Annotated in this window: 24 protein-coding genes and 1 pseudogene; 15 read left to right on the top strand and 10 right to left on the bottom strand. The window is 68.7% G+C overall.

Features of this window, described 5'->3' with window-relative positions:
- From KF889_20755 to KF889_20745, 3 genes are all read left to right on the top strand, one after another.
- Positions 1–282, top strand: a complete 282-nt coding sequence (locus KF889_20755) for a hypothetical protein (protein MBX3501880.1) — start codon at positions 1–3, stop codon at positions 280–282.
- Between the two features lie 21 nt (positions 283–303).
- Entirely contained in the window at positions 304–522 is a 219-nt protein-coding gene (locus KF889_20750) for a hypothetical protein (protein ID MBX3501879.1), read from the top strand.
- 181 nt (positions 523–703) lie between these two features.
- Positions 704–1,483, top strand: a complete 780-nt coding sequence (locus KF889_20745) for a hypothetical protein (GenBank protein MBX3501878.1) — start codon at positions 704–706, stop codon at positions 1,481–1,483.
- A 44-nt stretch (positions 1,484–1,527) separates the two neighbouring features.
- Here KF889_20745 and KF889_20740 read toward each other — a convergent pair whose 3' ends face one another.
- Positions 1,528–2,277, bottom strand: a complete 750-nt coding sequence (locus KF889_20740; GenBank protein ID MBX3501877.1) for an SDR family oxidoreductase — start codon at positions 2,275–2,277, stop codon at positions 1,528–1,530.
- 117 nt (positions 2,278–2,394) lie between these two features.
- On the opposite strand from KF889_20740, the gene KF889_20735 reads away from it, so the two are divergent.
- From KF889_20735 to KF889_20720, 4 genes are all read left to right on the top strand, one after another.
- Positions 2,395–3,012: a TetR/AcrR family transcriptional regulator gene (locus tag KF889_20735; GenBank protein MBX3501876.1), complete on the top strand. Its 618-nt coding sequence runs from the start codon at positions 2,395–2,397 to the stop codon at positions 3,010–3,012.
- Between the two features lie 137 nt (positions 3,013–3,149).
- Positions 3,150–4,250: an acyl-CoA dehydrogenase family protein gene (locus tag KF889_20730; protein ID MBX3501875.1), complete on the top strand. Its 1,101-nt coding sequence runs from the start codon at positions 3,150–3,152 to the stop codon at positions 4,248–4,250.
- Between the two features lie 102 nt (positions 4,251–4,352).
- On the top strand, positions 4,353–5,564 hold the full coding sequence (locus tag KF889_20725) for an acetyl-CoA C-acetyltransferase (protein ID MBX3501874.1): 1,212 nt from the start codon (positions 4,353–4,355) through the stop codon (positions 5,562–5,564).
- 152 nt (positions 5,565–5,716) lie between these two features.
- On the top strand, positions 5,717–7,951 hold the full coding sequence (locus tag KF889_20720) for an enoyl-CoA hydratase/isomerase family protein (protein ID MBX3501873.1): 2,235 nt from the start codon (positions 5,717–5,719) through the stop codon (positions 7,949–7,951).
- A gap of 307 nt (positions 7,952–8,258) precedes the next feature.
- Here KF889_20720 and KF889_20715 read toward each other — a convergent pair whose 3' ends face one another.
- Positions 8,259–8,453 (bottom strand): hypothetical protein, encoded by a 195-nt coding sequence (locus tag KF889_20715; GenBank protein MBX3501872.1) that lies wholly within the window; start codon positions 8,451–8,453, stop codon positions 8,259–8,261.
- Positions 8,454–8,677: 224 nt separating this feature from the next.
- Positions 8,678–8,908 (bottom strand): DUF433 domain-containing protein, encoded by a 231-nt coding sequence (locus tag KF889_20710; GenBank protein MBX3501871.1) that lies wholly within the window; start codon positions 8,906–8,908, stop codon positions 8,678–8,680.
- Positions 8,909–9,018: 110 nt separating this feature from the next.
- Between KF889_20710 and KF889_20705 the strand changes: the two genes are divergently transcribed.
- Genes KF889_20705 through KF889_20695 form a run of 3 tightly spaced genes read left to right on the top strand, consistent with a single transcriptional unit; the run spans position 9,019 to position 10,873 of the window.
- Positions 9,019–9,684 carry a methyltransferase domain-containing protein gene (locus KF889_20705; protein MBX3501870.1) on the top strand — a complete coding sequence of 222 codons (666 nt, stop codon included), beginning with the start codon at positions 9,019–9,021 and terminating at the stop codon, positions 9,682–9,684.
- Complete coding sequence (locus tag KF889_20700; GenBank protein MBX3501869.1) at positions 9,666–10,082, top strand: DUF1801 domain-containing protein; 417 nt, start codon at positions 9,666–9,668, stop codon at positions 10,080–10,082. The genes KF889_20705 and KF889_20700 overlap by 19 nt, the downstream gene beginning before the upstream one ends.
- Positions 10,079–10,873: a hypothetical protein gene (locus KF889_20695; protein MBX3501868.1), complete on the top strand. Its 795-nt coding sequence runs from the start codon at positions 10,079–10,081 to the stop codon at positions 10,871–10,873. Before KF889_20700 ends, KF889_20695 begins: the two co-directional genes overlap by 4 nt.
- On the opposite strand, the gene KF889_20690 is transcribed toward KF889_20695, so the two are convergent.
- From KF889_20690 to KF889_20680, 3 genes are read right to left on the bottom strand one after another with little or no spacing between them, the layout of a single operon-like run.
- Entirely contained in the window at positions 10,824–11,732 is a 909-nt protein-coding gene (locus KF889_20690; GenBank protein ID MBX3501867.1) for an alpha/beta fold hydrolase, read from the bottom strand. The two genes, KF889_20695 and KF889_20690, sit on opposite strands and share 50 nt — an antisense overlap.
- 10 nt (positions 11,733–11,742) lie before the next feature.
- Positions 11,743–12,579 carry an alpha/beta fold hydrolase gene (locus tag KF889_20685; protein MBX3501866.1) on the bottom strand — a complete coding sequence of 279 codons (837 nt, stop codon included), beginning with the start codon at positions 12,577–12,579 and terminating at the stop codon, positions 11,743–11,745.
- A 5-nt stretch (positions 12,580–12,584) separates the two neighbouring features.
- A complete protein-coding gene (locus KF889_20680) occupies positions 12,585–13,391 on the bottom strand; it encodes an IclR family transcriptional regulator (GenBank protein ID MBX3501865.1) in 807 nt (268 codons plus the stop codon).
- 304 nt (positions 13,392–13,695) lie between these two features.
- Between KF889_20680 and KF889_20675 the strand changes: the two genes are divergently transcribed.
- The 4 genes from KF889_20675 to dxs all read left to right on the top strand — a co-directional run bounded on the left by KF889_20675 (position 13,696) and on the right by dxs (position 17,853).
- Complete coding sequence (locus KF889_20675; protein ID MBX3501864.1) at positions 13,696–14,622, top strand: histone deacetylase family protein; 927 nt, start codon at positions 13,696–13,698, stop codon at positions 14,620–14,622.
- 11 nt (positions 14,623–14,633) lie between these two features.
- On the top strand, positions 14,634–14,888 hold the full coding sequence (locus tag KF889_20670; protein MBX3501863.1) for an exodeoxyribonuclease VII small subunit: 255 nt from the start codon (positions 14,634–14,636) through the stop codon (positions 14,886–14,888).
- Between the two features lie 129 nt (positions 14,889–15,017).
- Positions 15,018–15,920: a polyprenyl synthetase family protein gene (locus tag KF889_20665; GenBank protein MBX3501862.1), complete on the top strand. Its 903-nt coding sequence runs from the start codon at positions 15,018–15,020 to the stop codon at positions 15,918–15,920.
- Between the two features lie 7 nt (positions 15,921–15,927).
- Entirely contained in the window at positions 15,928–17,853 is a 1,926-nt protein-coding gene (dxs, locus tag KF889_20660) for a 1-deoxy-D-xylulose-5-phosphate synthase (protein ID MBX3501861.1), read from the top strand.
- 265 nt (positions 17,854–18,118) lie between these two features.
- Here dxs and KF889_20655 read toward each other — a convergent pair whose 3' ends face one another.
- Complete coding sequence (locus KF889_20655) at positions 18,119–18,859, bottom strand: SDR family oxidoreductase (protein MBX3501860.1); 741 nt, start codon at positions 18,857–18,859, stop codon at positions 18,119–18,121.
- A gap of 44 nt (positions 18,860–18,903) precedes the next feature.
- Here KF889_20655 and KF889_20650 point away from each other — a divergent pair, with 44 nt between their 5' ends.
- Positions 18,904–19,647 carry a TlyA family RNA methyltransferase gene (locus KF889_20650; protein ID MBX3501859.1) on the top strand — a complete coding sequence of 248 codons (744 nt, stop codon included), beginning with the start codon at positions 18,904–18,906 and terminating at the stop codon, positions 19,645–19,647.
- 80 nt (positions 19,648–19,727) lie between these two features.
- Here KF889_20650 and sppA read toward each other — a convergent pair whose 3' ends face one another.
- The 3 genes and pseudogenes from sppA to KF889_20635 form a co-directional block, all read right to left on the bottom strand.
- Entirely contained in the window at positions 19,728–21,485 is a 1,758-nt protein-coding gene (gene sppA / locus KF889_20645) for a signal peptide peptidase SppA (GenBank protein ID MBX3501858.1), read from the bottom strand.
- A gap of 132 nt (positions 21,486–21,617) precedes the next feature.
- Positions 21,618–22,490 (bottom strand): annotated as a pseudogene (locus KF889_20640) (ABC transporter permease).
- Between the two features lie 237 nt (positions 22,491–22,727).
- Positions 22,728–23,678 carry an ABC transporter permease gene (locus tag KF889_20635; protein ID MBX3501857.1) on the bottom strand — a complete coding sequence of 317 codons (951 nt, stop codon included), beginning with the start codon at positions 23,676–23,678 and terminating at the stop codon, positions 22,728–22,730.
- Positions 23,679–23,713 lie beyond the last annotated feature (35 nt).

Raw genomic sequence — 23,713 nt, 5'->3', positions numbered from 1 at the left:
ATGGACAACCGGACCCTGCTCGACCCCACGGGCGAGCTCAAGGTTCTGGGACGGCAGAAGCCGCCCAGACCATCGTCGCTCGACGGCGTGACCGTCGGGCTGCTCGACATCGCCAAGGCGCGCGGCAACATCTTCCTCGATCGCCTCGATCAGCGATTGGGAGAGCGCGGCATCGCCGTGAAGCGCTACGCCAAGGCGACGCCCAGCCGTCTCGCGCCGGTCGATCTGAAGCAGAAGATCGCCGGGGAGGTGCAGGTCGTCGTCGAAGGCCTGGCCGATTGAGGGTCTTGCACAACGTGCAGTCTGCACGACATTGCTGACCTCGAGAGCCGCGGCATTCCGTCGATGGGCGTCGCAACGACCGCCTTCGTCGAAGCCGCCGCCGCGCAAAGCGCCACGCTCGGCTATGAGCCGACCCTCGTCTGGGTGCCGCATCCGATCCAGGATCGCACCGACGACGAGATCCGGCAGATCGCCGACAACGCGTTCGACGAGATCCTGCGCCGCCTGACCTCGACGTGAGGGGCGCGGGTGCCGGAAATTGTGCCTTCCCCCGGAGGGGGAAGGTGCCCGAAGGGCGGATGGGGGATGTCGAAGACGGACGGAGGAGTCTGTCTTCGACATCCCCCATCCGTCGCGCTACGCGCGCCACCTTCCCCTCCGGGGGAAGGTAGAATGATGGCGTAAGGGGAGATTTGCTGTGATGCGCCAGCTCGTGAGCCGTTCCGTCATCATCGTCGCCTTGTCCACGCTCGGCGCCTGCGCCACCACGCCGTTGGTGCAGCCGATGAGCCCGGCAGACGCCCAGGCGGTGCGTGCCGACATGCAGGCGCTCAATCTCAAGGGCGAGGACGCCGACAAATTCGTCGGGCCGATCGCCGCGTTGTTCCGCTGGGAGTCGACCGAGGTGCCGGTGGCGATCGTCTTCGCCGACGGCTTCGACCGGGCCTGCCGCACGCGCACGCAAAGTCACTTCAACACCGTGGCGGCGCAAATCCAGCGCCAGACCAATCTGCGGTTCACCCGCGTCGACGATCCAGCCAGGGCGCGCGTGCTCTTCGAGTTCGCGCGCGAGGCGAGGGCCGACCAGGCGTTCCGCGCCCTGTCGAAGGGCGAGAATATCATCCAGACCTGGAAGAACCCGCCGGTCGCCGGCGCGCGCCGCTGGGAGGCCTGGCAGCTCTCCGACCGCGCGCGCAACACCATAGAGCGCGCCTGGATCCTCGACACCGGCCACTACCTCGACAACAGCCCGGGCAGCCGCCTGCGCCAGTGCAGGCCGTTCGACTTCGCCATCTACCTCAAGCAGTTCTCCTCGAAGGTCGAGATCGCGCCGCTGAACTTCGGCATCGAGCGCTTCCAGGAGCCGGCGCAGATCAACCGGTACGACACGATGCTGCTGCGCGTGTACTACGCCGAGGGCGCGCGCCCCGGCATGACCGGCGCCGAGCTCGCCGGCCGCATCAAGCTAGCCGTACAGTAGAGGAACCACCTTCCCCCGCTGGCGGGGGAAGGTAGGAGAGGCGGCTACGCGTTGAACCCGCCATCGACGTCGAGCGTCGCGCCGGTGATGTAGGACGCATCGGGGCCGGCGAGGAACGCGACCGCGGCGGCGATTTCCTCGGGCTTCCCGTAGCGGCCGAGCGCCGTGCCGACCTTCTGGATCTCGGCGAATTCGCCGTCGGAAGGGTTCATGTCGGTGTCGATCGGGCCGGGCTGCACGGTGTTGACGGTGATGCCCTTGCCACCGAGGTCACGCGCCCAGCCGCGCGTGTAAGACGCCACCGCTGCCTTGGTCGCACCGTAGTCCGCCATGCCAGGCCACGGTGTGCGCGTGCCGACGCCCGAGCCGATGGTAATGATGCGGCCGCCCTCCTTGAGATGCGCCGCCGCGGCACGCACCGCCGCCGCCACGCCGCCGACATTCACCGCGAATTGCCGCTCGAGCGCCGTGACGTCGGTCGCCGGGTCGCCCAGCGGGCCGGTGACGAACACGCCGGCGCTGTTGACCAGGATGTCGAGGCGGCCGAATCGCTTGACCACCGCCTTCACCAGCCCGGCGACCGCCGTCGGATCGGCCTGGTCGGCCTTGAACGAGGCGGCGCGCACGCCGTTGCCCTCGATCTCGCGTGCCACCGCCTGCGCCCGATCGGCCGAGGCGGCGTAGCTGATGGCGACGTCGGCGCCGTCGGCGGCGAGACGTCGGGCGATCGCCGCGCCGATGCCGCGCGAGCCGCCGGTGACGAGGGCGATCTTGCCCTGAAGATGCCTGCCCATTGTCGTCTCCATGGGGGAGGTTCTGTATCGTTAGGTACAGAATAGGTCTTGCCGGCCGTTCGTCAAGGTCTTATGTATCGAGCGGTACATTTATTGGATTGGCCGATGGAGGGTACGATGGCGACCGGCCGGCCCCGGGCATTCGACAGCGACGCCGCGCTGGAGAAGGCGATGCAGGTCTTCTGGCGCCAGGGCTACGAGGGCACCTCGCTCTCCGACCTTACCGAGGCGATGGGCATCAACCGGCCCAGCCTCTATGCCGCCTACGGCAACAAGGAATCGCTTTTCCTCAAGGTGCTGGAGCGCTACGAGGCCGGGCCCTCGGCCTATGTCGCGGAGGCGCTCGCGGCGCCCACCGCCCGCGAATGCGTCGAGCTTCTGATGCGCGGCGCCATCGATGTCGTCAGCGGACCGGGCAAGCCGGGTGGCTGCCTGATGGTGCAGGGCGGCACGGCCGGCGGCCCCGAGACCGCGGCGGTGCGGCAGGAGATGGCCCGCCGTCGCAACGGCGATATCCTCGTCTTGCAGAAGCGGCTGGAGCGGGCACGCGGTGAGGGCGAGCTGGCGTCCGATTGCGATGTGCGGGCGCTCGCGTGCTTCTACGTCGCCGTGATACGCGGCCTGGATATCCAGAGCGCCGACGGCGCCCGACGTGCCGAGCTGGTGCGGGTGATCGCCACGGCCATGACGGCCTGGCCGGGCGGCAACCGGGTGCGGAAACGCCGCGCGAATTGAATTGACGTTTACGTAAAGGGAAAGTATGTGCCCGGCTGGACGTTGCCGGTGGGCCGGCCCATGGTGACGCCGAAAGAAGCGTGGAGGGAGTGGCGCCTTTGAGTGCGTTGGCCAGCGTCTATACCCCGGAACACGAGATGTTCCGCCAAACCTGCCGCCGCTTCTTCGAGACGGAGGTGCAGCCGCATCACGCGCAGTGGGAAGACGAGGGCGTCGTCCCGAAATCGGTGTGGCGCAAGGCCGGCGAGCTCGGCCTGCTGTGCATGGACGTGCCGGAGGAGTATGGCGGCGTCGGCGCCGACTGGCTGCACAACGTGATCGCCATCGAGGAGCAGTGGCGCGTCTTCGCCTCAGGCCCCGGCTTCTCGCTGCACAACGACATCACCTCGCCCTACATCAGGCATTTCGGCACCGAGGAGCAGAAGAAGCGCTGGCTGCCCAAGATGGTGAGCGGCGAGATGATCACCGCCATCGCCATGACCGAGCCCGGCACCGGCTCGGACCTGCAATCGGTGCGCACGTCGGCGGTACGCGACGGCGACGATTACGTGATCAACGGCTCGAAGACCTTCATCACCAACGGCCAGAACGCCGACCTGATCATCGTCGTCTGCAAGACCGACCCGAAGCAGGGCGCGCGCGGGACCTCGCTGATCTGCGTCGAGGGCCACGCCAAGGGATTCCGTCGCGGCCGCAACCTCGACAAGATCGGCATGAAGGCGCAGGACACCTCGGAGCTGTTCTTCGACGACGTGCGCGTGCCGGTGAGCAATCTGCTGGGCGCCGAAGGCACCGGCTTCGCGCAGCTGATGCAGGAGCTGCCGCAGGAGCGCCTGGTGATCGGCGTGCAGGCGATCGCCGCCATCGAGGCGGCGCTGAAGGCGACGATCGAGTACACCAAGGAGCGCAAGGCCTTCGGCAAGCCGATCATCGAGTTCCAGAACACCCGCTTCAAGCTCGCAGAGCTGAAGACCAAGGCGACGGTGGCGCGCACCTATCTCGACGACTGCGTCGCGCGCCACCTGCGCAAGGAGCTCAGCGTCGCCGACGCGGCGATGTGCAAGTACTGGCTGACCGACCTGCAGTGCGACTTCGTCGACCAGTGCCTGCAGCTCTTCGGCGGCTACGGCTACATGTGGGAATACCCCATCGCGCGGCTCTACGCCGACAGCCGGGTGCAGAAGATCTATGGCGGTACCAACGAGATCATGAAGGAACTGATCGGCCGCACTTTGTGAAACCACGTCATCCCGAGCGCAGCGAGGGATCTCCTCGTTTCTGTGCCACGGTGGCAGGAGATTCCTCGCTGCGCTCGGAATGACGAATTTGAGGAGAGGCAGATGACCGACGCCTACATCTACGACGCCGTGCGCACGCCGCGCGGCAAGGGTCGCAAGGACGGCTCGCTGCACGAGGTGACCCCGGTGCGCCTCGCCGTGACCGCGCTGCAGGCGCTGCGCGACCGCAACCAGCTCGACACGTCGCTGGTCGACGACGTCGTGCTGGGCTGCGTCATGCCGATCGGCGAGCAGGGCGCCAACATCGCCCGCACCGCCGCGGTCATGGCCGGCTTCGAGCAGACCGTGGCCGGCGTGCAGGTCAACCGCTTCTGCGCCTCGGGCCTGGAAGCCACCAACATGGCGGCCGCGCAGGTGATGTCCGGCCAGTCGCAGGCGGTGATCGGCGGCGGCGTCGAGTCGATGTCGCGCGTGCCGATGGGCTCCGACGGCGGCGCCTGGCCCGTCGACCCGGCGGTGGCGATCCCGATGTACTTCGTGCCGCAGGGTATCTCGGCCGACCTGGTGGCGACCAAGTACGGATTCAGCCGCGACGACGTCGACGCCTACTCGGTCGAATCCCAGAAGCGCGCCAAGGCGGCGTGGGACGCCAGGTACTTCAAGAAGTCGATCGTGCCGGTGAAGGACCAGAACGGCGTCGAGTTGCTCGACCACGACGAGCACATGCGGCCGCAGACGACGATGCAGTCGTTGGCCTCGCTCGAGCCCTCATTCAAGATGCACGGCGAGGTCATGCCGGGCTTCGACGCGGTGGCGCTGCAGAAATATCCCGAGGTCGAGAAGATCAACCACGTGCACCACGCCGGCAATTCCTCGGGCATCGTCGACGGTGCCGCCGGCATCCTGATCGGCACCAAGGAATTCGGCGAGAAGGCCGGGCTGAAGGCCCGCGCGCGCATCCGCGCCTTCGCCTCGATCGGCTCGGAGCCGACCATCATGCTCACGGGCCCGGCGCCGGCCTCGGAGAAGGCGCTGAAGCGCGCCGGCATGTCGGCCAATGACGTCGATCTCTACGAGCTCAACGAGGCGTTCGCCGCCGTCGTGCTGCGCTACATGCAGGCGCTGAACATCCCGCACGACAAGATCAACGTGAATGGCGGCGCCATCGCCATGGGCCATCCGCTGGGCGCCACCGGCGCGATGATCCTCGGCACCCTGCTCGACGAGCTGGAGCGCCGCGGGCTCGCCACCGGCCTGGCCACGCTGTGCATCGGCGCCGGCATGGGCACCGCCACGATCATCGAGCGGGTCTGAGTTTCCTTCTCCCCGCGAAGGCGGGGAGAAGGTGGCGCGCAGCGCCGGATGAGGGGCTTCTCTGGCCACTCGCGCGCCGTACCCAATCAAGCGAAGCCCCTCACCCCAACCCTCTCCCCGCCTGCGCGGGGAGAGGGGGAGGAGACGAGATCATGATCAACTACGCAGTCGATTCGGACGGCATCGCCACGATCACGTGGGACATGCCGGATCGCACGATGAACGTGCTCAACGAGAAATCGATGGCCGCCTTCGCCGAGGCCGCGCAGAAGGCGGTCAAGGACGAGAAGGTCAAGGGCATCATCCTGACCTCGGGCAAGGCCGACTTCATCGCCGGCGCCGACCTGGAGATGCTGCTGTCGGCCGATACGTCCGACGCCAGGGCGCTGACCGAGCAGTTCAGCCAGCTGCAGAAGATGTTCCGCGCCATGGAGACCTCGGGCAAGCCGTGGGTCGCGGCGATCAACGGCACGGCGCTGGGCGGCGGCTTCGAGATCTGCCTGGCCTGCCACTACCGCATCGCCGCCGACAATCCGAAGGCCAAGATCGGCCAGCCCGAGGTGAAGATCGGCCTGCTGCCCGGCGGCGGCGGCACGCAGCGCATCCCGCGCCTGATCGGCGTGATGGCCGCGGCGCCGATCCTGATCGAGGGCAAGGACCTGTCGGTGGCCGAGGCCAAGGGCCTGGGCCTGATCCACGAGGTCGTGCCGGCGGGCGAGCTGCTGGCGCGCGCCAAGGCGTGGCTGATGACGCCCAGCACCGAGAAGGTGTCGCCGACCTTCACCAAGGGCGTGCAGATGGACGCCCGTGCAGTGCAGCCCTGGGACAAGCCGAACTACCGCATCCCGCAATTCGCCGGCGGCAAGGTGTGGCCGGGTGGTGTCGAGATGTTCATCGGCGGCAACGCCATGATCTCGGGCAAGACCAACGGCGTGTACCCGGCGCCCAAGGCGATCCTCAGCTGCGTCTACGAGGGCCTCAACGTGCCCTTCGACACCGGTCTGAAGATCGAGACCCGCTACTTCGTCTCGCTGCTGCGCGATCCCGTGTCCAAGAGCATGATCCGCACGCTGTTCTTCGGCCTGCAGGAAGCCAACAAGCTGGCGCGCCGGCCCAAGGGGGTCCCGAAGCAGGAATACAAGAAGATCGGCGTGCTCGGCGCCGGCCTGATGGGCGCGGGCATCGCCAACGTCTCGGCGCGCGCCGGGCTGCAGATCGTGCTGCTCGATCGCGACCAGGCCTCGGCCGACAAGGGCAGGGCGCATATCCAGGCCGATGTCGAGAAGGACGCCGGCCGTGGCCGCCTGACCAAGGAGCGTGCGGCGGAGATCCTGGGCCGCGTGCAGGCCACCGCCGACTACGCCGACCTGAAGGGCTGCGACCTGGTGATCGAGGCGGTGTTCGAGAACCGCGAGGTCAAGGCGGCGGCGACCAAGCAGGCCGAGGCCGTGCTGGCACCGACGGCGATCTTCGCCTCCAACACTTCGACCCTGCCGATCACCGGCCTGGCCGAGGCCAGTGCGCGTCCGGCGAACTTCATCGGCCTGCACTTCTTCTCGCCCGTGGAGAAGATGCCGCTGGTCGAGATCATCGTCGGCAAGCAGACCTCGCAGGAGACGCTGGCGCGGGCGCTGGACTACGTCCAGAAGATCCGCAAGACGCCGATCGTGGTGAATGACAGCCGCGGATTCTTCACCTCCCGTGTCTGCGGCGCCTTCATCAGCGAAGGCCATCGCATGCTGAAGGAAGGCATCCCGGCGGCGATGATCGAGAACTGCGCCCGCCTGGCCGGCATGCCGGTCGGCCCGCTGGCGCTCAACGACGAGGTCGCCATCGACCTGTCGTACAAGATCATGGACCAGACGCGGCGCGACGCCGAGGCGGCGGGCCAGAAGTACGAGGGCAGCGGCACCGAGGACATGCTCGAGCTGATGGTCAAGAAGCTGGAGCGCTTCGGCCGCAAGAACGGCAAGGGCTTCTACGAGTACCCCAGTGACGGCAAGAAGCGCCTGTGGCCGGGGCTCAAGGAGCACTTCAAGGAGCGCGAGGAACTCGCCCATGGCGAAGGGCCGGGCAAGGACGCCGTCGCCGCCGAGGTCAGGAAGCGCCTGCTCTACGTGCAGGCGGTCGACACCGCGCGCTGCCTGGAGTCCAACGTGCTGACCGATCCGCAGGACGGCGACATCGGCTCGATCATGGGCCTGGGCTTCGCGCCGCAGACCGGCGGCGCCATCAGCCTGATCGACCAGGTCGGCGTCGCCAAGTTCGTGCAGGAGTGCGATTCGCTGGCGCAGAAATACGGCTCGCAGTTCAGCGTGCCCAAGCTGCTGCGCGACATGGCCGCCAAGGGCCAGAGCTTCTACGGCGCCAAGGCCAAGGCCGCCTGAGCTCGCCACCGCTTATCAGGAGGCGGGGCGGCGTCGGCCGCCCCGTTCTCGTTCTGATTGCGGCCAGTCTCATACGCTGAAGACGATCGGTCTCGTTCGCGAGTTGTTGGCCGCGCCACCTCGGCGCTCGATGACGACAGCGACTCGCCAGCGTTCGCGTCAACGTCGATGTGCCGCCTGACGAACTCGATTTGCCACTGTTCGAAGTGCGACAACGGCACCAGATGCATTCCGCGACATTGCAGCGCCCGGCAAGCCAGTCGTAGCGGTCGCTTCGAGAGGGACCCAGTTACGCGCCCAAAGGCGCCTAGTAACCAAACCTGAAGGGCCCGGCGGAAGGGCCTTTCTGCTCGAGGCCACCCGGGCCGGCCTCGATGCTGAACAGCTTGAATGGTCCAATGCCCAGCTTCGTTTCGGCGCCGCCGGGGCCGATTTCCGCGCAGCCGCTGAGCGCGAGGGCGAGGACGCAGAGCCCAGCAAACACGATCTCAGATCGGAACACGATCGTCTCCCAGGTTTCGCCTCCGCACTGGAGCGTGGAGTCTCGCCTTATAGCTTGAGACGACCGGGGTTGGCGAGCCGTTCAAGCCGCCACCGTGACTGCTCTTGCGGCATTCAATCTGACGGAAGACGACCGACGCTCCGCGCGGAAACATTGCGACGTCATGACCGAGCGACAGCAGGCCCGCCTGTACTCGGCCATCGAGCGACTCATACGCCGTAACCTCACCGAGGCATGGCCAGCTCGATGTCGCCATCCGTGAGGAAGTCGGCCGCGAAGGCGAGCGCCTGGCGGACGTCTTCGCGGCTAAGGTGCGGATAGCCGAGAAGCAAGTCAGCCTGGGTTTTGCCGGCGGCGAGCTTCCGCAGGATTAGATCCATCGCGATTCGCGTACCGCTGATGCACGGCTTGCCGACCATCACGGCAGGATCGACTGTGATGCGATCGTACTTCATGGGATCAGTATGGCCGACATGGCTCCCCCAGGGCACGACGCTGGCCGGGCGACGGTATTCGCGCTATTGTTGAACGGATATCAAATCGTCACGCAGGCCATTGATTCCCAATGATTCCAACCGCCCTCAAGAACCTCTATTACGGCGCGATGCAGGGCCCGATGTGGGTCAATGGGCGGCTCTACAGGGCGTTGCGGCAGCCCAGGGACGGCACGCTCAACGTCCATCTCGGCTGCGGCAAGGAGCGCTACATCCCGGGCTGGCTGAACGTCGATGCCAACCTGGTCTCGGCCAAGATCGACCTGTGGATCAACTTCCTCGACAAGCTGCCGTTTCGCGACAACTCGGTCGACCGGTTCTACTCCTTCCACGTCGTCGAGCATCTGCCGGAGCATCACCTCGCGACGCATTTCGCCGACATGTTCCGCTGCCTGAAGCCGGGCGGCGGCATCCGTATCGGCGGGCCGCACATCGAGAACGCCGCGCGCAAGTTTGTCGAAGGCGACGCCACGTGGTTCTCCGACTTCCCGATCAACCGCAAGAGTGTCGGTGGGCGGTTCGCGAACTTTGTGTTCTGCTCCGGCGAGCACCTGACGGCGCTGTCGCCCTCGTTCCTGCGCGAACTCGCCGAGGACGCCGGCTTCGTCGACTGCCGCACCTGCCTGCCGATCCGCGAGAGCACGGTCGTGGGGCAGGAGATCCTTTCCACCGAGTACGAGGACGATTTCGAGTGCCCGCACACGGTCGTGATCGAGGCGTGCAAGCCGCAGGCGTGATCGAGGCCTATCTCGCGTCGCTCGAGAAGCTGCGCCACGAGCGCGGTGAAGCGCTCGATGCGCTGATCCGCAAGCTCGCGCCCGATGCGGCAATCGACATGAGCTACCGCATGCCGACCTACAGGCGCGGCGAGCACTTCGTCGCCTGGGCGAGCCAGAAGCGCTGCCTGTCGGTCTACACCTGTTCGGCCGGGCGGTCGGCGGCGTTTCGGGCAAAGTGGCCGAAGATCAAGGCCGGCATGGGCTGCGTGAATTTCAAGGATACCGACCCGTTTCCCGTCGACGATCTCAGGACTCTTGTGCGCGATGCGCTCAAGCCATCGGCCGAGATTCTCGCCCGCGAAGCCGCTTTGCGTGGCAAGAAAGGGGAACGCAAGCAGGAGGGACCGCCGAGATGACGCCATCAGAGATCGCCGCCCTGGCCGACAAGGTCGCCGCCGCCCGCCGCGAGCGCCGCGTGATGGATTTCATGCCCGGCGCCACCGACGCCATGAGCGAGGACGAGGCCTATCACACGCAGTTTGCAGTGCATGAGCGGCTGACCGCCAACGGCGCCGATCGCATCGCCGGCTGGAAAGTCGCCCTGTCGCTGCCGGCGCTCTATGTGCCGGCCGGCCTGAGCCAGCCCGCCTTCGCCGGCATCTACGCCAGCGGCGTGAAGCAGAGCGGCCTCACGGTCGCCAAGGGCGACATCTTCAAGGCCGGCGTCGAATGCGAGGTCGTGGCGCGCATCGCCAGGGACGCCCCACCGGGCGCGCAACCCTATGACGCCGAGACCATCAAGCCCTTCGTCGCCTCGCTCCATTGCGGCATGGAGATCGTCGAGAACCGCCACGCCGATCTGAGCAAGGTCAGCGGCAAGGGCCGCATCGTCGACGAGGTCCTGCAATACGCCTGTGTCGTGGGCCCCGAGATCGCCGGCTGGCAGGGCATCGACCTGGCCGCGGTCGACGGCAGCTGCGCCCTTGACGGCAATCGCGTCGCCGGCGGCCCAGGCACCAATGTCATGGGCGGGCCGCTGATCGCGCTGGCCTGGCTGGCCAATCGCCTCAACCAGTTCGGCAAGCAGCTGAAGGCCGGCGACGTCATCCTGACCGGCTCGACCCATCCACCCTACATGCTGCCCGGCGCGGGCGCCGTCATCGCGACATGGCAGGGGCTGGGGGAGACGAAGGCGACGTTCGGATGAATTGAGCAGCCGCCTCGAGGTGGCTGCTGTCGCTGCGGCCCAGCCAGTGGGTCGCGCCGGGAATGATCATCAGGCGCTTGGGCTCGCGCGCCGCCTCATAGACGGCGCGGCCCTGCTCGACGCTGATGATCTGGTCGCGGTCGCCGTGCACGACCATGACCGGGCAGCGCGCGCGGCCGATCTTGCCGACGGTGTCGAAGCGGCTGCGCGTGAGCGCGTGGAAAGGCTCCGGCACCCATGGGTACATCGCCGAAACCTGTGCCGAGACCGAGGCCAGCGGCGCCACCAGGATCGCGGCGCGGCAGGGCTGGCTCACCGCCAGCTCGGCCGACACGGCGCTGCCCAGAGAGTAGCCGTAGTGCGCGATGCTCTCGGCCGGCACGCCGCGTGCCCTCACGAGATACTCCATCGCCGCACGGCCGTCGGCGAACAGCGTCTTCTCGTCCTCGGACTTGCCTTCGCTGCGGCCATAGCCGCGATAGTCGTAGAGCAGCACGTCGAAGCCCAACGACGCGATGTGCGCCGCCGCCGGCGAGAAACGCTGCACGTGGCCGGCGTTGCCGTGGGCGTAGAGAACGGTGACCGGCGCGGGCCTTTCCTTGTCCGCGCGCCAATACCACGCATGCAGCTTCACGCCGGGGGCGCTGTCGAAGAACACGTCCTCGGCGCCCGAAGGCGCTCTCCACTCGTAGGTGGCGGCGCGCGGCCGGAAGGTGAAATGGTGCTCCAGCGCGGGCACGCCAATGAAGACGATGCTGCCGAAGAACACTGCGAGGAAGGTCAGAAGGCGAAGCGTGTGCCGGATCATGGCCCTAAGCTGCTCGTTGGCCGGCAGATCGACTGCGGCGGCCGTACTCACTGACCCTATCTCAAGAATGCGGCGAACGGATGAATTCTGCCGCCGCGTCGACATGGGCGTTTCCTGCCGAGCCGAGCCAATGCGGGCCTCCGGGTATGACCATCAGTCGCTTGGGCTCGCGAGCGGCGGCCCATACGGCGCGGCCCTGTGCGGCATCGATCACTTCGTCGCGATCGCCGTGAATGACCATGACCGGGCAGCTGGCGCGGGCGATCTTTCCGACCGTATCGAAGCGATTGCGCGCCAGGCCGTGCAGCGATTGCGGTAGCCAGGGCAGCACCAGCGAAATGTGGGCGGACATCGATGCGAGGGGAGCCAGCAGGACGACGGCGCGGCACGGGTGGCTCACCGCGAGCTCGGCGGCGAGGACGCTGCCCAACGAATAGCCGTAGTGCGCGATCGACTCCGGCGGCACCCCCCGCAGGCGTACCAGATAGTCCAGTGCCGCGCGGCCATCGCTGATCAGCGTTGCTTCGCTTTCCGAGATGCCCGCGCTGCGCCCATAGCCGCGATAGTCGAAGAGCAGCACGTCGAAGCCCGCAGCGGCCAGACGCGCCGCCTCGACCGCGAACGGCACGACGTTGTCGGCATTGCCGTGAGAATAGAGGACGGTGATGGGCGCCGGCTTCGCGGGATCCGCGCGCCAGTACCAGCCATGCAGCGTGATGCCCGGCGCGCTGTCGAAGAAGACGTCCTGCGCGCCGGCTGGCGGTGTCCACGGGCGCGCCGGGTCGGCAGGAAGCGGGAAGAACGTGAGGTGGCGTTCCAGGATCGGCAGGCCGAAATGCCCTGCAACGCCCAAGGCCACGGCCAGGACGACCAGGGCGCGGAGCGCCCCCCTCAGCATGAACCTCAGGCGCGCATCGGCCGGCGCATCGACTCCGGCATCGAATGGCGTCCCGCCAGGCCGTTGCGCACGTCGCGCACCAGCGTGACGAGGCGCGGGCCCCAGAGCTGCTCGAGCTTCTCCTTGGCCGTCTGGTAGATCGGCGCCGAGCAGGTGAAGGCATGGGTGGCGATGCCGTCGGGGCCGCGCAGTGGCACGCCGACGCCGCAGATCTCCGGCAGCCACTCGCCCCAAACGACGCAGAAGCCGCGCTCGGCGATCTCGCGCTCGGCGCGCTCGACGCCGGTCTTCACCTTGCTCCAGTCGTCGCGCCAGCGGCGGCGGATGGCGTCGAGCAGCTTGACCTTCTCGGCCTCGGGCAGACCCGCGACATAGGCGCGGCCCATCGCCGTGCTGGCGATCGGCACGCGCGAGCCGACGTCGTAGGTGATGGCGATCGCCGCCGGGCCGCGCTGGGCCTCGAGCCAGATCATCGAGTGACGGTCACGCGCACCCAGCGCCATGGCGCAGTTGAGCGTCGTGGCGAGCTGCTGCATCGGCTGGCGCGCGACATGGCGCACGTCGATGTTGGAGAGCGCCGCATAGCCCAGCGCCAGCACCGAGGCGCCCAGCTCGTATTTGCGGAAGCGCCGGGCGTAGCTCAGGTAGCCGAGTTCGGTCAGCGTGTGCGTCAGGCGGGCCACCGTCGGCTTGGGCAGGCCGGTGCGCGCGGCTATCTCCTGGTTGCCGAGCATGCCGTCGCCGGCCTGGAAGGCGCGCAGGATGTCGAGGCCGCGGGCCAGGGCGGTGACGAACTGGCGGTCCTTGGGCATCTCTGCGAGCGCATCCGCGGCATGGCTGAAATTGGCCGGCAGGGCCGCGGCCCGGGTGATGGTGTGACTCACATTGCCCATGGCGTTCCGTCCTGAATGGTTGTTCATATTGGCGTCGACGCTAGCACGAGATTTCCGACCCCGCAATTTGCAGAATGCAGTTCTGCGATGAGAAAATGACGCGCTGCAATGACTGAAATGCTGCGGTGCTTCGGCCCCTCGGCCGGGTTTTTCTTCCCGGATTCCGGTGGGAACGCTATCACCGCAGGAACGAGACAAATTCCTGTAGGGAAGAGACGCCCCGATGGCTACTTACCTTTTTACGCATCCGGCATGCCTTGGACACGACCCTGGGGAGGGTCACCCCGAGCGGCCGGCACGGCTGGCCTCGGTGCTGAAGGCGCTGTCCGGACCCGAGTTCGCCCCGCTGCAACGACGCGAGGCGCCGCTGGCGACGACCGAGCAGCTCTCGCGCGCGCATCCGCCACGCTATGTCGAAGCCGTGCTCGCGGCGTTTCCCAGCGCAGGCTATGTCCAGCTCGACGGCGACACGGTCGTCTCGCCGGGCTCGAAGGACGCGGCGCTGCGCGCGGCGGGTGCGCTGGTCGCGGCGACCGACGCGGTGATGGGCGGCGAGGCGAGCAACGCCTTCTGCGCCGTGCGGCCGCCGGGCCATCACGCCGAGCCGACGCGTCCCATGGGCTTCTGCCTGTTCAACAACGTCGTCGTCGCCGCGCGCCACGCGCGCGCACGGCACGGCATCCGCCGGGTCGCGGTGATGGATTTCGACGTGCATCACGGCAACGGCACCGAGACGCAGTCGATGGCCGACGCCGACCTGTTCTACGCCTCGACGCACCAGAGCCCGCTTTATCCCGGCAGTGGCATGCACAACCACGCCGGCCACCCCAACATCGTCAACGCGCCACTGCCGCCGCGCTCGGGCTCGGCCGAGTTCCGCGCCGCCGTGAGCCAGCAGGTGCTGCCGGCGATGCGCGCCTTCGCCCCGGAAATGGTGCTCGTCTCGGCCGGCTTCGACGCCCACCACGCCGACCCGCTGGCTGAGCTCAGGCTGACCGAGGAGGATTTCGGCTGGGCCACCGAGCAGCTCCTGCAGGTCGCCCGGGAGCATGCCGGCGGGCGGCTGGTTTCGGCGCTGGAGGGCGGCTACGATCTGGACGCGCTGGGCCGCTCGGCGCAGGCGCATGTGCGGGCGCTGATGGCGGCATAGGGAAAGAGGGTATGGCGGAACAGAAGCAGGCGGCCAGGGACATCGCGGCCTTGTCGTTCGAGGACGCGCTGCGCGAACTGGAAGGCATCGTCCAGCAGCTCGAGCGCGGCCAGATCAAGCTCGACGAGGCGATCGCCGCCTACGAACGAGGCGCGGCGCTGAAGAAGCATTGCGAGGCCAAGCTGGCCGAAGCCAAGGCCAAGGTCGACCGCATCGTCGTCGCCGTCGACGGGTCGGTCTCGAGCGAGCCCTCGGGCATGGCCTGAGAGGCGCGCTGCACGCTTTCGGCACAAGCCGGCCATTGCGCCGGCATGCCGCGCCGTCAAGATCGTGCCCGGAGGTCGACGATGTCGTACACCGGGCAGCCCCGTCACAGAGTCGGTTTCGACGAATCCATGCCCCTGACCGACCATCGCGACTTCGCCGCGGCGCTGCCCTTCTCGTCGGAGGTGGTCGAGCGCGCCATGGACAGGCTGCTGCCCGCCAATGGCGATCCCGAGGGCCGGCTGGCCGAGGCGATGCGCTACGCCGCGCTGGGCGGCGGCAAGCGGCTGCGCGCCTTCTTCGTGCTCGCCGGCTCGACGCTGTTCGGCGTCGGGCAGGTCTCGGCCGCGCGCGTCGCGGCGGCGGTGGAGTTCGTGCACGCCTATTCGCTGGTCCACGACGATCTGCCGGCGATGGACGACGACGATCTCAGGCGCGGCCAGCCGAGCTGCCACAGGAAATTCGACGAGGCGACAGCGATCCTCGCCGGCGACGCGCTGCAGGCGCTGGCCTTCGAGGTGCTGGCGCACCCCGACACGCACGGCGATCCCCAGGTGCGCATCCAGCTGGTCACCGCTTTGGCCCAGGCCATCGGTCCGCGCGGCATGGTAGGCGGCCAGATGCTCGACATGATCGCCGAGGAACGTCCGCTCAGCATCGATGAGACCACGCGCCTGCAGCGCATGAAGACAGGCGCGCTGATCGCCTTCTCGTGCTCGGCCGGCGCGATCCTCGGCAAGGCCTCGGACCAGGCGCGGCTGTCGCTCTCGGCCTATGCCCACGACGTCGGCCTGGCGTTCCAGATCGCCGACGATCTGCTGGACGTGGAGGGCACGTCGCAGGCGCTGGGCAAGACGCCCGGCAAGGACGCCGCGCAGGGCAAGGCGACCTTCGTCTCCCTGCTGGGCCTCGAACGGGCACGCGACCAGGCGTCGCGGCTCGCCGACCAGGCCGCTTTACACCTTGATTCCTTTGGCCCCAGAGCGGACCTCCTTAAGCAGGCGGCACGCTTCGTCGTCGACCGCCGCGCCTGAGAGCCTCATGTCAGATCCCATCCGCCCCGCCACGCCGCTGCTCGATCAGATCGAGACGCCGGCCGATCTGCGGCGCCTGCGTCCCGAGCAGCTGCGCCAAGTCGCCGACGAGCTGCGCGAGGAGACGATCTCGGCGGTGTCGCTGACCGGCGGCCATCTCGGCGCGGGCCTGGGCGTGGTCGAGCTCACCGTGGCGCTGCACTACGCCTTCGACACGCCGCGCGATCGCGTCGTCTGGGACGTCGGCCACCAGGCCTATCCGCACAAGATCCTCACCGGCCGGCGCAAGCGCATCCGCACCCTGCGCCAGGAGGGCGGACTCTCCGGCTTCACCCGACGCAGCGAGAGCGAATACGACCCGTTCGGCGCCGCGCATTCCTCGACCTCGATCTCCGCCGGCCTGGGCATGGCCGTGGCGCGCGATCTGTCGGAGGCGAAGAACCATGTCGTGGCGGTGATCGGCGACGGCGCGATGAGCGCCGGCATGGCCTACGAGGCGCTCAACAACGCCGGCGCGCTGCGCTCGCGGCTGATCGTCGTGCTCAACGACAACGAGATGTCGATCGCGCCGCCGGTCGGCGCGCTGTCGGCGCATCTGACGCGCCTGCTGACCTCGCGCCCGTTCCAGTCGCTGCGCGAGCTGGGCAAGAGCGTCGCCGAGCGCCTGCCGCCGCCCTTCGCCGACGCCGCGCGCCGCGCCGAAGCGGTGGCCAAGGAATTCGTGCACGGCGCCACGATCTTCGACGCGCTGGGCTTCCACTATGTCGGCCCGGTCGACGGCCACAACATGGAGCACCTGCTGCCGGTGCTGCGCAACGCGCGCGCCGCGACCTTCGACAAGCCGCTGCTGATCCATGTCGTCACCCGCAAGGGCAAGGGCTATCCGCCGGCCGAGGCGAGCGACGACAAGTACCACGGCGTGGTGAAGTTCGACGTCGTCACTGGCAAGCAGGTCAAGGCGGTCAGCAACGCGCCCAACTACACCTCGGTCTTCGCCAGGGCGCTGATCGCCGAGGCCGAGGCCGACCCGAAGATCGTCGCCATCACCGCCGCCATGCCCAACGGCACCGGCCTCGACCAGTTCGCCAGGCGCTTCCCGGAGCGCAGCTTCGATGTCGGCATCGCCGAGCAGCACGGCGTGACCTTCGCCGCCGGCCTCGCCACCGAAGGCTTCAAGCCCTTCGCGGCGATCTACTCGACTTTCCTGCAGCGCGCCTACGACCAGGTCGTGCACGACGTGGCGATCCAGAAGCTGCCGGTGCGCTTCGCCATCGACCGCGCCGGGCTGGTAGGTGCCGACGGCGCCACCCATGCCGGCAGCTACGACGTGGCCTATCTCGCCTGCCTGCCGGATTTCGTCGTCATGGCGGCATCTGACGAGCTCGAGCTGATGCACATGGTGGCGACCTCGGCGGCGATCGACGATCGCCCCTCCGCCTTCCGCTATCCGCGCGGCGAGGGCGTCGGCGTCGATCTGCCGGCCAAGGGTACGCCGCTGGAGATCGGCAGGGGCCGCATCGTGCGCGAGGGCAGCAAGATCGCGCTGCTGAGCTTCGGCGCGCGGCTGCAGGAATGCCTCAAGGCGGCGGACGATCTGGCCGCGCGCGGCCTGCCGACCACGGTGGCCGACGCCCGCTTCGCCAAGCCGCTCGACACCGACCTGGTGCGCCGGCTGGCGCGCCACCACGAGGTGCTGATCACCATCGAGGAGGGTGCGGTCGGCGGCTTCGCGGCGCAGGTGATGCAGCATCTCGCCACGGCCGGCGCGCTCGACCACGGGCTGAAGATCCGGCCGATGATCCTGCCCGACCGCTTCATCGACCACGCCGCGCCGGCCAGGCAGTACGAATGGGCCGGCCTCGACGCCAAATCGATCGTCGCCACCGCGCTCGCCGCCCTGGGCGTCGCCAGCGAGGAACGCGCACGCGGCTGAGTCACACTGTCATTCCGAGCGCAGCGGGGGGATCCAGGTCGCTTCGAGATCCCTCGCTGTACTCGGGATGATCGAGACCCCAATCGTCGACTCGCCCGACACGGCGATGGGCCGCGTCGGCCGACGCGTGAGGCACGCGTCGCACGGCAGGATGTGCCGGCACAGTGCCGGCACAGTTGGGAAAGGAAGGGAAGGGAAAGGAAGGGGAAAGGAACAGGTATTCCGCCGGAGGCGGACGCTGTCGCGTCGCCGGCCTTCGGCTCTGTCAGGCCGGCGGCATCCAGCTGATCAGGCTGATGCCGCCATCGACATCGATCGTCGTGCCGGCGACGTAGCGGCCGAAGCGTTCCGACAGCACCGCCACGGCCATCTGCGCGATGTCGTCGGGCGTGCCGGCGCGGCCCAGCGGGATCTGCGAGACCAGCGCGCCGAGATCGTCGGAGACGAAGCCGCCGCCGGGGATCGCGCCCGGCGCGATGGCGTTCACCCGGATGCCGTCGCGCGCCAGCGTGCGGGCCAGCTCCTTCATCACCATGGTCATGCCGGCCTTCGAGGCGCTGTAGTGGGCGAGATTGCGCGGCACGTAGCGGTGCAGCGAGGTGATGTAGAGGATGCGGCCCTTGATCCCGCGCTCGCGCATGTGGGCGGCGACGGCGCGGCCGAGGAAGAAGCCGCTGCGCAGATTGACCTCGACCATCGAGTCCCAGACCTCCTCGGTCAGCGCCATGGCATGGTCGGCCTCGCGCCGCCGCGGGCTGGCGGCGTGGACGAAGAGCGAGATCGAGCCCAGCCGCTTCACCGCCTCGTCGTGCAGCAAGCGCCAGCCGTCGCGCCTGGCAAGATCGGCGGCGACGAACTCGATGCCGTCCTCGGCCGGCGGCGGATTGATGTCGCTGCCCAGCACGCGCGCGCCATCGGCCATCAACGCCCTGGCGATGCCGCGGCCGATGCCGCCGGCGGCGCCGGTGACCAGCGCGGCATCGCCGGCCAGCAGGTTGGTCGCCATCGTCTCCTCCCATGTCGTGTCGGCGTCGATGCTAGCATGGCGACATGGCAGGGCAGCGCCGACGACTCGACCGCGCGCTCGTCACGCGCGGGCTGGTGCGCTCGCGCGCCGAGGCACATCGCGCCATCGAGGCCGGACTGGTCACGGTCGCCGGCCGGGCCGCGGGCAAGGCGAGCGAGATGGTCGGCGACGACGAGGCGATCGTCCTCGTGGCTGGCGTCCATCCCTATGTCTCGCGCGGCGGTCTCAAGCTCGCGCATGCGCTCGACCATTTCGGCATCGCGGCGGCGGGACGGCTGGCGCTGGATGTCGGCGCCTCCACCGGGGGCTTCACCGACGTGCTGCTGCGCCGTGGCGCGCGCAAGATCTACGCCGTCGATGTCGGCCATGGTCAGCTCGACGCGAGCCTGCGGGACGATCCACGCGTGGTGTCGCTGGAACGGCTCAACGTGCGCGAGATCGATGCGACGCATGTGCCGGAGCCGGTCGGGCTGATCGTCTGCGATGTCAGCTTCATCGGCCTGCGCGTGGCGCTGCCGGCGGCGCTGGCGCTCGCCGCGCCAGGCGCCGATCTGGTGGCGCTGATCAAGCCGCAATTCGAGGTCGGGCCATCGCGCGTCGGCAAGGGCGGCATCGTGCGCGACGCCGTGCTGCATGAGGAGGCATGCTCGACTATCCGCGACTGGCTGGGTGCCCGGCCGGGCTGGTCGGTGCGCGGCATCGTCGACAGCCCGATCGAGGGCGGTGACGGCAACCGCGAGTTCCTGATCGCCGCGTGGCGCCGTTAGCCTGTCATCCCGAGCGCAGCGAGGATCCAGTCAACTTCCCTGGATCCCTCGCTGTGCTCGGGATGACAGGTGGGCCGAGATCAATCCCACAGCGGTGGCAGCGGGGGCAGGCGCATGGCTTCGGCCTGCCATGTCAGCGGCAGGTCGCCCAGCCGGCGGCTGATCTCCGTCGTCACGCGCCGCATCTCGCCGCGGGCGGCCATCTCGGCGCGCCGCCCGGTGAGCAGCTCCAGGATCTGCTCGATGCGACCCTTGGGAGCGGGGTAGCGCCGCACATGGGTCTCGCGCGCCGCGTCGATGCCGGCCTTGGCCTTGGCGAAGGCGATGGCGAGCGTCAGGCCGCCCAGCTCGTCGACCAGTCCCGCCGCCTTGGCGTCGGTACCGGTGAAGACGCGGCCGCGCGCGGCGGCGTCCAGCCGCGTGGCGTCGAGCCGGCGCGCGTCGCCGACCTTGCGGGTGAAATCGGCATAGATGCGATCGAGCACGCGGTCGACGGCGGCCTGCTGCAGTGGCGTGTAGCCGTTGGTCGGCGAGTTCATCGCCGCGTTGGCGCCGGCATGGATGGTCTCGACTCTGATGCCCAGCGAATCGAGCAGGTCGCCGACCACCGGCTTCAGCCCGAAGACGCCGATCGAGCCGGTGATGGTGCCACGCTGGGCGACGATGACGTCGGCGGGCAGGGCGGCGAAATAGCCGCCCGAAGCGGCAACGTCGCCGAAGGAGACGACCACCGGCTTGCCCTTCTGCCTGGCCCGTTCGATGGCGCGGCGGATGGTGTCGGACGCCGGGTAGGAGCCGCCGGGCGAATCGATGCGCACGACGATGGCCTTGATCTCGGCCTCGCCGGCCGCCTCGTCGATCGCGCGCGCCAGCCTGTCGGCGACGGCGAGCCGGCCGCCGGTCAGCGGCGAGGCGCCTTCGTCGGTCGACACGATGGCGCCGTCGACCGTCACCACGGCGATCGCCTCGCCGCGGCGCGCCCGCACGTCGGAATCCCCGAGATAGTCGGCGAACTCGTAGAGCGCGTCCTTGCGGCCGGCGCGGCGCTCGATTTCGGCCATCACCTCGTCGCGATAGCCGAGCTTGTCGACCAGCCTGGCCGACAGCGCGTCGGACGGCGCCAGTGGCGCGGTGTCGATCAGGCGGCGCAGTTCATCGGCCGGCAGGTTGCGGCTGCGCGCGACGTCCTCGATCACCTGGCCGAACAGGCCGTCGACCAGCGCCTGCAGGTTCTCGCGGTGCGCCGTGGTGAAGCCCGATTCGAGGAAGGTGTTGGGCGCCGACTTGAACTCCAGCCGCTTGCCGCCCTCGAAGCGCACGCCGAGCCTGTCGAGGCCGTCCTTGAGGAACGGCACCTGGGCGGCGATGCCGACGACGCCGAAATCGCCGGAGGGCTGCAGCCAGATCTGCTCGAAGGCGCTGGCGAGGTACCAGTTGCGCAGGCCGCCCGGGCCGGTATCGAAGCTCTCGGTGTAGACGATCGCGAACTTGCCGGCGGCGCGGAAGAAGGCGATCGCCTCGCGCAGCTCCTGCACCGAGGCGATGCCCGGGCCGCCGCCGCTCAATGTGGCGACCAGGCCGATGACGCGCTGGTCGGCCGCGGCATGGCGCAGCGCGTCGACCGTCTGGGCAAGCGTCGCGCCGCGCGGGCCGAAGAGCCCGCCGCCGCCGGCGCCTTCCTCGCCCGGCAGCCGGCGCCAGTCGAGCTTCAGCACCGTGCGATCGCTGATCGCCGGGCGCGAATCGCCCATGACGCTGCCCAGCAACACGAGGCCGCCGACGCCGAGGATGGTGATGAAGCCGATGATGGCCAGCAGACCGACGATGAACCGTCTCATGGGAGGAGGACCTGGTTAGTGCTGCCGTCGTCCTGAGCGAAGCGAAGGACCTTGCGGTCGTGCGAGCGGTACGCTGGCCGCATATGGCAGCAATACCGCTAGGTCCTTCGCTTCGCTCAGGACGACAGTGTGTTAGCGCCGCTCGGCGCGCGGGTCGAGGGCGTCCTGCAGGGCATCGCCCAGGAAGTTGAAGGCGATCACCGTGAGGAAGATGGCCAGGCCGGGCCAGACCGCCAGCAGCGGCGCGGTCCATACCAGGTCCTGCGCGCCGGTGAGCATGTTGCCCCAGCTGGCATGCGGCGCCTGGATGCCCAGGCCAAGGAAGCTCAGCACCGATTCCATCAGCACGATGCTGCCGATCGAGAGCGTCGTGGCGACGATCAGCGAGGCCGCGGTGTTGGGCAGGATGTGACGGAACATCTGCCGGCTCGGCGAGGCGCCCAGCGCGCGCGCGGCGCGCACGAAATCGCGCGCCTTCAACGACAGCGTCTCGGCGCGCACCAACCGCGCCACGCCGGTCCAGCCGGTGAGCGCGACGATGACGACGATGCGGTAGAGCGACATCATCTCGGACTGGGCCGTCTCGGCCGGGACGCCGAGCTTGGTGACGTCGATGGCCGCCAGCACGATCAGCAGCGGCAGCAGCGGCAGCGCGATCACCATGTCGGTGATGCGCATGATGATCGCATCGGTACGGCCGCCGACGAAGCCCGAGACCACGCCGATCACCGCGCCGATCGCCGCCGACAGCACCGCGGCGACGAGGGCGACCAGCATCGACACCCGGCCGCCCTCGAGCAGGCGCTGCAGCACGTCGCGCCCCAGATCGTCGGTGCCCAGCCAGTGGCGGGCGCCGGGCGGCTCGAAGCGCGCCAGCAGGTCGGCGTTGGTGGCGTCGATGCCGCGCCAGGCGCCCAGCAGCGGCGCCAACAGCGACATGCCGAAGATCAGCACCAGCAGGACCAGCGAGGCGACGCCCAGGCGATGCTGCAGGAAGCGGCGCCAGGCGCGCCGGGTGGGCGAGCCCGCTCTCACGATCCCGGTCTCATGCGGGGCGATGGCATATGGCGTTCAGGTCTACCTTCCCCCGGAGGGGGAAGGTGCCCGAAGGGCGGAAGGGGGATGTCGAAGACGGACACCGGCGTCGTTGAAGCATCCCCCTTCCGTCGCTGCGCGCCACCTTCCCCCTCCGGGGGAAGGCAAAGCCGAGGCAAAACGGCCCTATCCAATCGCCCTGCGTTCTCATGGGGCCTCGCGCAGGCGCACGCGCGGATCGAGCGCGGCGTAGCCGAGATCGGCGAGGAAGTTGCCCAGCAGGGTGGCGAAGGTCGCCAGCATCAGGCCGACCAGCGCCAGGTTGAAGTCGTTGCCGAGGATCGCGTCGTAGATCGTCTTGCCCATGCCGGGCCGCGCGAACATGGTCTCGGTGATCACCGCGCCGGAGAACAGGCTGCCGAAGGACAGCGCCAGCACCGTCAGCACCGGCGCCATGGCGTTGCGCAGCACGTGGCGCCACATCACCTGGCCTTCGCTCAGGCCCTTCGACCGCGCGGTGCGCACGTGGTCGGCGCGCAGCGCGTTGATCGCGGCGGCGCGCACGAAGCGGATGTGATGGCCGAGCTGGGTCAGGCTCAGCACGATGACCGGCATCACCAGATGGCGCGCCTGCTGCCATGGGCCCTCGCCGACGCCGCCGGCCGGCAGCCAGCCCAGCACCACGGCGAACAGCGTGATCATCAGCAGCGCCAGCCAGAAGCTGGGCAGCGAGACGCCGGCGAAGCACAGCAGGTTGACGACGTAGTCGACGCCGCTCTGCGCGCGGCGCGCCACCCACAGCCCGGCGGGAATCGCGATCGCCACCGAGATCGACAGCGCCAGCCCCATCAGCAGCAGCGTGTCGAGCAGGCGCGGGGCGAGCACCGCCAGCACCGGCTGGGTGAACAGGCGCGAATAGCCGAGCCGGCCCGACAGCGCCTCGCCCAGCCAGCTCAGGTAGCGCGCCCAGATCGGCTGGTCGAGGCCGTACAGCCCGCGCAGGCGCGCGGCGTCGGCCGGCGTCATCTCGGGATCGCCCTGGATCATCAGGTCGATCGGATCGCCCGGCATGAGCCCGATCAGCCCGAAGACGATCGCGCTCATGGCGAGCAGGACCAGCAGCATCTGCAGAAGCCTGCCGAGCAGGTAGCGCGTCATGCCGGCAGTATACACAGCGACAGGTCTTCTTACCT

The organism is Alphaproteobacteria bacterium (genome assembly GCA_019635875.1).
Classification (GTDB): domain Bacteria; phylum Pseudomonadota; class Alphaproteobacteria; order Reyranellales; family Reyranellaceae; genus JAFAZJ01.
Note: the sequence above shows the minus strand (reverse complement) of the source record. Positions and strands in the feature narration are given on the sequence as shown.

Bases quoted from the DNA above. Each gene is read 5' to 3' on its own strand.
- KF889_20755 (MBX3501880.1), top strand. From the start codon at position 1: ATGGACAACCGGACCCTGCTCGACCCCACGGGCGAGCTCAAGGTTCTG.
- KF889_20675 (MBX3501864.1), top strand. From the start codon at position 13,696: ATGGCTACTTACCTTTTTACGCATCCGGCATGCCTTGGACACGACCCT.
- KF889_20635 (MBX3501857.1), bottom strand. From the start codon at position 23,678: ATGACGCGCTACCTGCTCGGCAGGCTTCTGCAGATGCTGCTGGTCCTG.
- dxs (MBX3501861.1), top strand. From the start codon at position 15,928: ATGTCAGATCCCATCCGCCCCGCCACGCCGCTGCTCGATCAGATCGAG.
- KF889_20740 (MBX3501877.1), bottom strand. From the start codon at position 2,277: ATGGGCAGGCATCTTCAGGGCAAGATCGCCCTCGTCACCGGCGGCTCG.
- KF889_20695 (MBX3501868.1), top strand. From the start codon at position 10,079: ATGACGCCATCAGAGATCGCCGCCCTGGCCGACAAGGTCGCCGCCGCC.
- KF889_20745 (MBX3501878.1), top strand. From the start codon at position 704: ATGCGCCAGCTCGTGAGCCGTTCCGTCATCATCGTCGCCTTGTCCACG.
- KF889_20710 (MBX3501871.1), bottom strand. From the start codon at position 8,908: ATGAAGTACGATCGCATCACAGTCGATCCTGCCGTGATGGTCGGCAAG.
- KF889_20730 (MBX3501875.1), top strand. From the start codon at position 3,150: ATGTTCCGCCAAACCTGCCGCCGCTTCTTCGAGACGGAGGTGCAGCCG.
- KF889_20655 (MBX3501860.1), bottom strand. From the start codon at position 18,859: ATGGCGACCAACCTGCTGGCCGGCGATGCCGCGCTGGTCACCGGCGCC.
- KF889_20680 (MBX3501865.1), bottom strand. From the start codon at position 13,391: ATGCCCAAGGACCGCCAGTTCGTCACCGCCCTGGCCCGCGGCCTCGAC.
- KF889_20650 (MBX3501859.1), top strand. From the start codon at position 18,904: ATGGCAGGGCAGCGCCGACGACTCGACCGCGCGCTCGTCACGCGCGGG.
- sppA (MBX3501858.1), bottom strand. From the start codon at position 21,485: ATGAGACGGTTCATCGTCGGTCTGCTGGCCATCATCGGCTTCATCACC.
- KF889_20685 (MBX3501866.1), bottom strand. From the start codon at position 12,579: ATGCTGAGGGGGGCGCTCCGCGCCCTGGTCGTCCTGGCCGTGGCCTTG.
- KF889_20665 (MBX3501862.1), top strand. From the start codon at position 15,018: ATGCCCCTGACCGACCATCGCGACTTCGCCGCGGCGCTGCCCTTCTCG.
- KF889_20735 (MBX3501876.1), top strand. From the start codon at position 2,395: ATGGCGACCGGCCGGCCCCGGGCATTCGACAGCGACGCCGCGCTGGAG.
- KF889_20705 (MBX3501870.1), top strand. From the start codon at position 9,019: ATGATTCCAACCGCCCTCAAGAACCTCTATTACGGCGCGATGCAGGGC.
- KF889_20725 (MBX3501874.1), top strand. From the start codon at position 4,353: ATGACCGACGCCTACATCTACGACGCCGTGCGCACGCCGCGCGGCAAG.
- KF889_20670 (MBX3501863.1), top strand. From the start codon at position 14,634: ATGGCGGAACAGAAGCAGGCGGCCAGGGACATCGCGGCCTTGTCGTTC.
- KF889_20720 (MBX3501873.1), top strand. From the start codon at position 5,717: ATGATCAACTACGCAGTCGATTCGGACGGCATCGCCACGATCACGTGG.